The sequence below is a fragment of the Mesorhizobium sp. M1E.F.Ca.ET.041.01.1.1 genome (assembly GCF_003997355.1).
Taxonomy (GTDB): domain Bacteria; phylum Pseudomonadota; class Alphaproteobacteria; order Rhizobiales; family Rhizobiaceae; genus Mesorhizobium.
On record NZ_RZSL01000199.1, the window covers coordinates 1 to 9689 of the forward strand.

Annotated in this window: 9 protein-coding genes and 1 pseudogene; 1 reads left to right on the top strand and 9 read right to left on the bottom strand. The window is 65.7% G+C overall.

Features of this window, described 5'->3' with window-relative positions; translation table 11 throughout:
• From EOA38_RS17600 to EOA38_RS17620, 5 genes are all read right to left on the bottom strand, one after another.
• The coding region (locus tag EOA38_RS17600) for an FAD-dependent oxidoreductase (protein WP_127299809.1) at positions 1-588 on the bottom strand (588 nt) is incomplete at its 3' end.
• Between the two features lie 36 nt (positions 589-624).
• Positions 625-1611, bottom strand: a complete 987-nt coding sequence (locus tag EOA38_RS17605) for a Gfo/Idh/MocA family oxidoreductase (protein ID WP_127299810.1) — start codon at positions 1609-1611, stop codon at positions 625-627.
• A 285-nt stretch (positions 1612-1896) separates the two neighbouring features.
• Positions 1897-2472, bottom strand: a complete 576-nt coding sequence (locus tag EOA38_RS17610) for a YceI family protein (protein ID WP_127299811.1) — start codon at positions 2470-2472, stop codon at positions 1897-1899.
• Positions 2473-2538: 66 nt separating this feature from the next.
• Positions 2539-3111 carry a cytochrome b gene (locus EOA38_RS17615; protein ID WP_127299812.1) on the bottom strand — a complete coding sequence of 191 codons (573 nt, stop codon included), beginning with the start codon at positions 3109-3111 and terminating at the stop codon, positions 2539-2541.
• A gap of 144 nt (positions 3112-3255) precedes the next feature.
• A complete protein-coding gene (locus tag EOA38_RS17620) occupies positions 3256-4146 on the bottom strand; it encodes a LysR family transcriptional regulator (RefSeq protein ID WP_127299813.1) in 891 nt (296 codons plus the stop codon).
• 96 nt (positions 4147-4242) lie between these two features.
• On the opposite strand from EOA38_RS17620, the gene EOA38_RS17625 reads away from it, so the two are divergent.
• Positions 4243-5238: an aldo/keto reductase gene (locus EOA38_RS17625; RefSeq protein ID WP_127299814.1), complete on the top strand. Its 996-nt coding sequence runs from the start codon at positions 4243-4245 to the stop codon at positions 5236-5238.
• Between the two features lie 294 nt (positions 5239-5532).
• Here the strand turns inward: EOA38_RS17625 and EOA38_RS17635 are convergent.
• The 4 genes and pseudogenes from EOA38_RS17635 to pheS form a co-directional block, all read right to left on the bottom strand.
• Positions 5533-6136, bottom strand: a pseudogene (locus EOA38_RS17635) (nucleotidyltransferase family protein).
• A 39-nt stretch (positions 6137-6175) separates the two neighbouring features.
• Positions 6176-8584 (bottom strand): phenylalanine--tRNA ligase subunit beta, encoded by a 2409-nt coding sequence (gene pheT / locus EOA38_RS17640; RefSeq protein WP_127299815.1) that lies wholly within the window; start codon positions 8582-8584, stop codon positions 6176-6178.
• Positions 8581-9018 carry a GFA family protein gene (locus EOA38_RS17645; RefSeq protein ID WP_127299816.1) on the bottom strand — a complete coding sequence of 146 codons (438 nt, stop codon included), beginning with the start codon at positions 9016-9018 and terminating at the stop codon, positions 8581-8583. Before EOA38_RS17645 ends, pheT begins: the two co-directional genes overlap by 4 nt.
• On the bottom strand, positions 9015-9689 hold a 675-nt coding region (gene pheS / locus EOA38_RS17650; protein ID WP_127299817.1), incomplete at its 5' end, for a phenylalanine--tRNA ligase subunit alpha. The genes EOA38_RS17645 and pheS, both read right to left, overlap by 4 nt.

Genomic DNA, 9689 nt, shown 5'->3' on the forward strand with positions numbered 1-9689 from the left:
GCTTGGCTCCAGCACGTCGCCGCGCACGCCAGTCACCGTCTTGCCGATCAACGTGATCTCGTTGACCCGGTGGCGGAACTTGAACTGGACGAGCCCGCGCTTTTGCGCCTCGCGCACGCGCAGGACGAAGGGTTCGATCACGCCGGGCCCGGTGCCCCAGGTGACGTGGAAGCGCGGCACCGAATTGCCGTGGCCGCTTGCATTGCCGCCGCCGCGCTCGGCCCAGCCGACGACCGGGAAGAATTTCAAGCCTCTTTCGATCAGCCATGAGCGCTTCTCTCCGGCGGCGAAGCCGACATAGGCCTCGGCCCATCTACGCGGCCAGAAATCTTCCGGACGGTCGAATGCGGCGGTGCCCATCCAGTCCTCGAGCGCGAGGTCGTGGGAATCGCGGATGCGCATGCGGCGCTGTTCGGGCGAATCGACCAGGAAAAGCCCGCCGAACGACCAGAAGGCCTGGCCGCCCAGCGATTGCTCCGGTTCCTGATCGATGATGATGATCTTCTTGCCGGCCTCCGCCAGCTCGGCCGCGGCGACGAGGCCGGCCAGCCCCGCGCCGACAATGATCACGTCCGCGTCGTCAGCCATCTTCTTTCTCCCCCCAAGCGTCCTTTTGGCGACCTGTCAGACGGGTTCCCAGCCGTCCTTGTCGCCGGCGCGGAAGATGGCGTCGATGACCTTCTGGTTGAGCACCGATTCCTCCAGCGTGAAGACGCGGTCCTTGCCGCCTTGGGCGGCGCGCACGAAAGCCTCGCATTCCAGCCGATATTGCTGGGTGCCCGGGAAGCGGAACACCTGCGCCTCGGTGTGGTTCTGGTTGTGCAGTTCGATGCGGTGGTGGTCGTAGAGCCCGGCATTGAAGGGTGAGAACACCTGGATGAAACCCTTCTCGCCGTGGAAGATCATCACCTGGCGCGCAGCCATCTGCGTCGAGAGGTAGAAGGACAATTCGAAGTCGCCGAAATCGGCGCGGATCGAGGAATAGATGTCGGTGCCGAAGGTCTTGTCGCGCTCGATACTGGCCTGGACGCGGACCGGCTCCTTGCCGGTCGAGAACCGCGTCGACACCGTCGGATAGACGCCGATATCGGGCAGCGCGCCGCCGCCGAGGTCGAGCTGGTTGCGCATGTTCTTGGGGTCGACATTGTAATAGGAAAACGCGCCCTGCACATGGCGCAGCCGGCCGATGGCGCCGTCGGCGATGAGGTCGCGTACCTTGATCCATTGCGGGTGGTAGACGACCATGAAGGCCTCGCAGACCAGCACCTTCTTTTCGTCGCGCAGCTTGATCAGCGGCGGGATGTCCTTGGCGTCGAGCGCCAGCGGCTTCTCGACCAGCACATGTTTTCCCGCCCCGATCGCCTTCGCCGTCCATTCGACATGCTGCGAGGTCGGCAGCGGGATGTAGACGCCGTCGACGTCCTTGGAGGCGAGCAGCTCCTCATAGGAGCCGAATGCATGGCGGGCGCCGAAGCGGTCGGCAAGCGCGCGGGCCTTCGACAGATCGCGGCTGGCGATGGCTGAGAGCACGCCGTTTTCCGAATCCACGATCGCCGGCAAAAGCTGCTCGCGGCCGATCTTGGCCGTCGACAGAACACCCCATCGGAACATCGTGCTTCTCCATGTCGATTTACAGGCGACGAGGTTTGCCCGAAATTGGCGGAAAAGCCAATGCGGTGCGCCAGTTCCTCGCCCCACGAAGTGGGGAGAGGTGGCCCGGCGAAGCCGGGACGGAGAGGGGACTTCGTAAAGAGCCGGCCCCGGAGTCGAAGGTGCCTGATAGCCGCCAACTTCTCAGACGGCTTTGCAGTCGCGGAGGGCGTCCCCCGCTCCGTCTCGGGCTTCGCCCGAGCCACCTCTCCCCCGCCTTCGCGGGGGCGAGGAAAAGGGTCGCGCCTAGCCTCGTCTGCCCATCAGCGTCATGTTGAAGTCGACGACGTTGGAATAGAGCGGCGTGCCGACATCCATGCCGTAGCGCGACCTGAGCACCTTGCCGGTGACATGGAACTTGATCGTGCCGGACTTCAATCCGTCGAGCTCGGCCGTGAACTTTTCCGAAAACGTCTTGCCGCGCGCCGTCAAGCGGCCGGTGACAAGGGCCGTCGTGTCGCCGGTGCGTGTCACGTTTGTCGAGCGGAACTGGATCTCCGGGTTGTTGGCGCTGTCGAACACCGCGTCGGAGCGCAGGAAGGCATCGATGCGGCCTTGGCCGGTGCCGACGCTTTCCGGATAGATGGTGAGGTCGACCTTCGAGCGTCCGACATCGCTGTTGTCGATGCGGATCGTACCCTTGAAGCGGCCGAAGGCGCCGTCGAAGCCGCCGCCGCCGGCCTTGCCGATGGTGAAGTGGATGCTGGAGCCCGAGGGGCTGATCGTGTAGCTGCCGGCGGCGTCGCTGAGAGCGACGGCCGCGTAGACAGGCATGGCAAGGCAAGCGGCAAAGGCCGCCAATCCGAGGATGCGCGCGGTCATGGGTTCGTTCCTTTCGGAGATACGCATTTTTGCGTTCTTGCCCCATCAACGTATGACTGGCCCGCTCTATTCCCCGCCTGACGAAGGCGTGATTATGCGCCTCACCACAGTATCGCGCAGCAGGAAATGGTGGCGCAGCGCCGCCGCTATATGCAGCGCGACCAGCGCGGTGCCGGCATAGGCGAGATACCGGTGCGTGGCGGACCAGAAGCTTTCGGCGGCGTCGGATTCGGTGAGCGGCAGGTTGGGCATTACGAACTGGTTGAACGGCATGGTCGGGATTTCCAGCGTCGAGACCGAAACCAGCGCCCAGCCGGAGAGGGGCAGCGCGATCTGGAAGACATAGAGCGCGAAATGAGCGAGCGGCGCCGCCTTGCGCTCTAGTGTCCCGACCGAAACCGGCAAGGCCGGCGCCGCGTTGCCGAGCCGCCAGGCGATGCGCAGGATGATCAGCCCAAGCAGCAGGAAGCCGAAGGATTTGTGCAACTGGATCAGCTCGAAGGACGTCCGTTGGCTTTCGATCCGCACCATGACGAAGCCGAGCACGAACTGGCCGATGAAGATCGCGCCGATCAGCCAGTGGAGGATGATCATCGCCCAGCCATAACGGGTCGTGGTGTTGGTGATGGATGACTGCATGGTGTGCAAACGCCTTCGCTTCCGGCTTTCTTCCACCCTCCCCCTTGTGGGGAGGGTTGGCGCGAAGCGACGGGGTAGCGCCCTACGAGAACCCCACCCCGATCCGCTATGCGGATCGACCCTCCCCACAAGGGGGAGGGTAGGCTAACCGCTGACCCTGAAGAAGTCGACGAAGGCCCTCAGCGCCGGCCGCATCTGGCGGCGGCTCGGATAATAGACGAAAAAGCCGTCGAAGGACGGGCACCAATCTTCCAGCACGCGGATCAGCCTGCCGTCGGCGAGCGGCGCCCGCACATAGGGCTCGAAGACGAAGGCGAGCCCGGCGCCGTCGACCGCCGCCTGGGCGATCAGATGGTCCTCGTCGAGGATCAGCGGCCCTTGCGCGGCAATTTCGATCTCTTCGCCGTCCTTCTCGAACTCCCAGCGGTAGAGGATGCCGCTGGAAAAACGGAAGCGGATACAGCGGTGATCGGCCAGATCGCGCGGATGGCGAGGTTTCGGCCTCGCCTCGAAATAGGACGGCGCGCCGACCACGGCGCCGCGAAGGTCGGGCCCGATGCGCACCGCGATCATGTCGCGCTGCAGGCTTTCGCCGAGGCGCACGCCGGCGTCGAACCCGCCTTCGACCACGTCGGTGAAGCGATCCTCGATGACAATCTCCAGCACGATCTCGGGATAGGCGGCAGTGAAGGCGCCGAGCCTTGGCGTCAGCACCAGATGCGCGGCGGTGCGCGGCACGCTGAGCCTGAGATTCCCGGCTGGTCGGTCGCGCGCCTCGACCGCTGTTTCCAGCGCCAGGTCGATCTCGGACAGCGCCGGCCGCAGCCGCTCCAAAAGCTGCGCGCCTTCCTCGGTCGGGGAGACGCTGCGCGTGCTGCGCGCCAAGAGCCGCACGCCGAGCCGCGCCTCGAGGCTCGACACCGCGTGGCTCACCGCCGACGGTGCGATGCCGAGCTCGCGCGCGGCGCCGCGGAAGCTGGCGCATTGGGCGACGGCCGCGAGCACCGCGAGCTGGGAAAGGTTCGTTCGATTCATTGATCTATCTTATAGAACAAGCCGTGCAAAAGAGACAGAATTATCGAACGCATTGCGAGGCGCTATCTCTCCCTCATCGCAACAAGGAGATGCGCCATGCAAACCCGCAAGCTTGGAACTGAACTCGAAGTCTTCCCCGTCGGCCTCGGCTGCATGGGCATGAGCTTCGGCTATGGCGGCCAGCCGGAGGCGGAAGCGATCGCCACGCTGCGCCGCGCCGTCGAGATCGGCGTCACCTTCTTCGACACGGCCGAGGTCTACGGCCCTTATGAGAACGAGATTCTGCTCGGCAAGGCGCTGAAGCCGGTGCGTGACAAGGTGACCATCGCCACCAAATTCGGCTTCAAGATTCTCGATGAGGGCACGGGCACCGACCGCATGGCCGGTGTCGACAGCCGCCCCGAGCACGTCAAGGCGGTGGCCGAAGCCTCGCTAAAGCGGCTCGGCACCGATGTCATCGACCTCTATTACCAGCACCGCGTCGATCCGAAAGTGCCGATCGAGGACACGGTCGGCGCCATGGCCGAATTGGTGCGCGAGGGCAAGGTACGCGCGCTCGGCCTGTCGGAGGCAAGTGCGGCGACCATCCGCCGGGCCCATGCCGTGCACCCGATCGCAGCCGTGCAGAGCGAATATTCGCTGTGGAGCCGCGATCCCGAGGACGAGGTCTTCGCTGTCTGCCGGGAGCTCGGCATCGGCTTCGTGCCCTACAGCCCGCTCGGACGCGGCCTGCTCACCGGCACGCTCAGCAAGCCGGATGCGCTCGGCGCCGGCGACTGGCGCCTCGGCCTGCCGCGCTTCCAGGCCGAGGCCATGGAAGCCAACAACGCCGTCATCGCGGTGTTGGAAAACATGGCGGCGGAAAAGGGCGTGACGTCGGCGCAACTGGCGGTCGCCTGGGTGCTGCACCAGGGCGATTTCATCGTGCCGATCCCCGGCGCGCGAAAGCTCCGCCATCTGGAGCAGAACACGGCGGCGGCGGGGATCGCGCTGAGCGCGGCCGAGGTCGCGGCGATCGGCGATGCGCTGTCGCCCGACAAGGTGGTCGGCAAGCGCTACACGGAAGAGCTGCTGGCGCTGGTGAATGGGTGAAACCGGATCACTGGGCAATCGAGAGGGGCGCTTCGGCGGCCCCTCTTTGCACTTGCGACGCAAATGTTTGAAACGTTGGCGCGAGGCACGCCCCTCTGGCCTGCCGGCCATCTCCCCCGCAAGGGGTGAGATCAGATGTCGCCCTTGCCTTCGCTAATCGCCAACGTTGCAAAAGAGCGCCGCCGACGAAGCTGCCAATCTCCCCCCTTGCGGGGGAGATGCCCGGCAAGGCAGAGGGGGGTGCTGTCCCGCAGACATTAGGCTCCTTATCCGCTTGGCGATGCGGATTCAGCCCTACCACGGCACCACACTAATCTCAGACCAAGTCTCCCTCGCCCGCCTGCCCTTCGCATCATGTGTCTGCTGGTTGTCCATCACTCGGTTCGGCGCGATGCGGAACGAAAAAAGGTCGTCGAGTCCGAAAGGCGCCACCAGATCGAGCCGCCCTTCGGTATCGAACCGCACCCCCCACCGCATGCGTCTTCGACGCGAAATAGCTGATCGATTCACTCGCACTCGTATAGCGCGGGCACTCCTGCCCGAATTTCTTCGGATACCACAGATGCACCCGCGCCTGGTTGCGCACCTCGACCGGCAGCGTCAGGCCCTCGAAATGCTTCGCCGCCCGGCGGATCACCGCATCCTCGGCCTCGTAGGAGAGGTCGGCGTCGTCGAAATAGAACAGGTCGACGTCCTTGATGCCGTAGCCCGGCGGCTTGCCGGTCAGATGATTCCAGACGCTGTTGTAGAGCGCGCCGGAGACCACCAGCCAGTCGGGCAGCGCAAGCTCATGCACCCGCGCCAGCGTTTCGGCCAGCAGCGGATCGGCGGCGATGATGCCGAGAAAGGCCGCGCGCTGCTCTTCGAAGGGCAGACCGGAATAGCGGAGATGGCGCATCGCCCTTTGAAGGGCGATTCGCCACCCGCCGGCAATCCTTTACGTTCTAAGCACGCCGCCCGTCTGCTTGTTGACGTTGTCGACGATGCGTTTTGCCAGCGCGTCGAAATCCTCGTCGGTCAGCGTCTTCTCGACAGGCTGGATCGAGACTTCGATGGCGATCGACTTCTTTGCCGCACCCAGCGCAGCGCCCTCGAAGACGTCGAACACCGAGACGCCGGTGACCAGCTTCTTGTCGGCGGCCAAAGCTGCCCGCACCAGCGTGCCGGCCTCGACCGACCTGTCGACGACGAAGGCGAAGTCGCGCTTCACCGCCTGGAACGGCGACAGCTCCAGCCTTGGCTTGGTGCGTGTCGGCTTTGCCTTCGGCTCCGGCACGGCGTCGACATAGATCTCGAAGCCGCAGATCGGCCCCGACGCGTCGAGCGCGTCCAGCGTCCTCGGATGAAACTCGCCGAAAGTGCCGAGCACGGTCTTCGGCCCGAGCTTGATCGTGCCGGAACGTCCCGGATGGTACCAGGCAGGTCCGCCGGGCTCGAGCTGCAGCCGGTCAACCGGCGCGCCGCAGGCTTCAAGCGCCGCGATCGCATCGGCCTTGGCGTCGAACACGCCGACAGGTCCGGAATTGCCGGCCCAGCTGCGGCCCGAACCGTCGAGCTTGGCGGTGCCGCGCCGCACGCCGGCGGCGACGCGCCGCTGCTGGTCGGCCCCGTCGCCCTCATAGGTGCCGGAGACCTCGAACAGCGCCACGTCGCCGATGCCGCGATCGGCGTTGCGCTGCGCGGCGGCGATCAGCCCGGGCAGCAGCGAGGGCCGCATGTCGGACATGTCGGCGGCGATCGGATTGGCGAGCTTCAGCGCGGTCTGGCCGCCGCCGAACAGCTCGGCGTGTTTGGCCGGGATGAACGACCAGGTGACGGCCTCCATCATGCCGCGCACGGCCAGCGCGCGCTTGGCGGCACGGGTGCGCACCTGCAGCGTGGTCAGGATCTTGCCGTTGACGGCGTCATGCGAGGTCAGCGGCTGGGCCAGGATGTTGTCGACGCCATGGATGCGCATCACCTCCTCGACCAGATCGGCCTTGCCGTCGATATCCGGCCGCCACGACGGCACCTTCACCTTGACGACATCGCCCGAGCCCTGCGGCTCGAAGCCGAGCCGGGTGAGGATGCCGAGCGCTTCTTCTTTCGGCACCTCGATACCGGTCAGCCGCTTCACTTCCGAGATCGGGAGAGACACGATCATCGGCTTGTAACCAGCATAGCCGGCAACCTCGATCTCGCTCGGCGTGCCGCCGCAGAAGTCGAGAACCAGCTTGGTCGCCAGCTCGATGCCCGGCACCATGAATTCGGGGTCGACGCCGCGCTCGAAGCGGTAGCGCGCATCGCTGATGATACCGAGCGTGCGGCCGGTGCGGGCGGTGGTGATCGGATCCCAAAGCGCCGATTCGATCAGCACGTCGGTGGTGTTCTCGTCGCAGCCCGAATGCTCGCCGCCCATGATGCCGGCGATCGATTCGACGCCGTCGTCGTCGGCGATCACGCACATCTCGGGCGTCAGCGTGTATTCGCGTCCGTCAAGCGCCAGCACCGTCTCGCCGTCCTTGGCGCGGCGCACCACGAGGTTGCCGGCGACCTTCGCGGCATCGAACACATGCAGCGGCCGGCCTCGGTCGAAGGTGACGTAGTTGGTTATGTCGACCAGCGCGCTGATCGGCCGGAGTCCGATGGCGATCAGCCGCTGCTGCAGCCATTTCGGTGACGGGCCGTTCTTCACGCCTTTGACCAGCGCCAGCGCGAAACCGGGGCAGAGGTCGGGCGCCTCGATCGTGACCTTGACCGGGCACAGACCTTCGCCGGCATGCGGCATGATCGCGCCGCCGGTGAGCCGGCCGAGGCCGCTCGCCGCGAGGTCGCGCGCGATGCCGTAGACGCTGGTCGCGTCCGGCCGGTTCGGCGTCAGGTTGATCTCGATCACGGGATCGTCGAGATGCGCGTAGGCCGCGAAGCTGGTGCCGACCGGCGCATCCTCGGGCAGGTCGATGATGCCGGTATGCTCGTCCGAAAGCTGCAGCTCGCGCTCGGAGCACATCATGCCGTGGCTCTCGACGCCGCGGATCTTGCCGACCGAGAGCGTCACGTCGATGCCGGGAATATAGGTGCCGGGCGCCGCGAAGGCCCCGATCAGGCCCGCGCGGGCGTTCGGCGCGCCGCATACGACTTGAACAGGCGGTTTGCCGTCGCCGGTGTCGACGGTCAGCACGCGCAGGCGATCGGCGTCGGGGTGCTGAACCGCGGTCAACACCCTGGCGATGACGAAGGGCTTCAGGCCCGCCTTGTCGTCGACATGCTCGACTTCGAGGCCGATCGCGGTCAGCCGCGCGACGATCTCGGCAAGCGAGGCGTCGGTCTCGAGATGGTCCTTGAGCCAGGAGAGGGTGAATTTCATGACTGTGTTCCGTCGGGTCTTTGTTCTTCGGGCCTGGGCACGCTGGTCTTCAGATGTCTCGGCAAATCGTCCGGCATGTGCAGGAAGGGCAGTTGCTCGCGCACATGGGCATGCAGCGTCGGCCTGAAATAGGCCGGCATGTCCATGGCGCCGAGCATGAAATAGATCCGGTTGTCGAGCCGCTGGTCGACATAGGCGATCGGTGAGCCGCAGGTGCCGCAGAACGAGCGCTCCACCGGGCCGTTGCGGTAGCTTTTCAGCGCCTTGCCGTCGAGCGCGACCTGATCGGTCATGAAGCCGACGAAAGCCGACACCGGCGCGCCGCTGGCGCGGCGGCAATCGCTGCAATGGCAATAGCTGATGTGGTGCGGCTCGGCTGACGCCTCGAACCGCACCGCGCCGCAGCGGCAGCCGCCGGTGTGCGGGGCCGTCATGTGGAGAGTCCCCCGAACAGCGTCGGCAGGTCGAGCGGCCTGAAGCCGTAATGCGTGAGCCAGCGCACGTCGGCGTCGAAGAAGGCGCGCAGGTCCGGCATGCCGTATTTCAGCATGGCGATGCGGTCGATGCCCATGCCCCAGGCGAAGCCCTGGTATTCGTCGGGGTCGAGCCCGCCGGAACGCAGCACGTTGGGGTGCACCATGCCGCAGCCCAGGATCTCCATCCAGTCGGAGCCTTCGCCGAAGCGCACTTCGCCGGGCCGCGAGCGGTCGCACTGGATGTCGACCTCGAGGCTGGGTTCGGTGAACGGGAAGAAGGATGGCCGGAAGCGCATTTTCACGCTCGGCACCTCGAAGAAGGCCTTGCAGAACTCCTCCAGCACCCACTTCATGTTGGCGATGTTGGCGGTCTTGTCGATCACCAGCCCCTCGACCTGATGGAACATCGGCGAGTGCGTGGCGTCCGAATCCTGCCGGTAGGTCTTGCCGGGGATGACGATGCGGATCGGCGGCTTCTGCCGCTCCATGGTGCGGATCTGCACCGGCGAGGTGTGCGTGCGCAAAAGCTTGCGTTCGCCCTTCTCGTCCGGCTGGAAGAAGAAGGTGTCGTGCATCTCGCGCGCCGGATGGCCTTCCGGGAAATTCAGCGCGGTGAAGTTGTAGTGGTC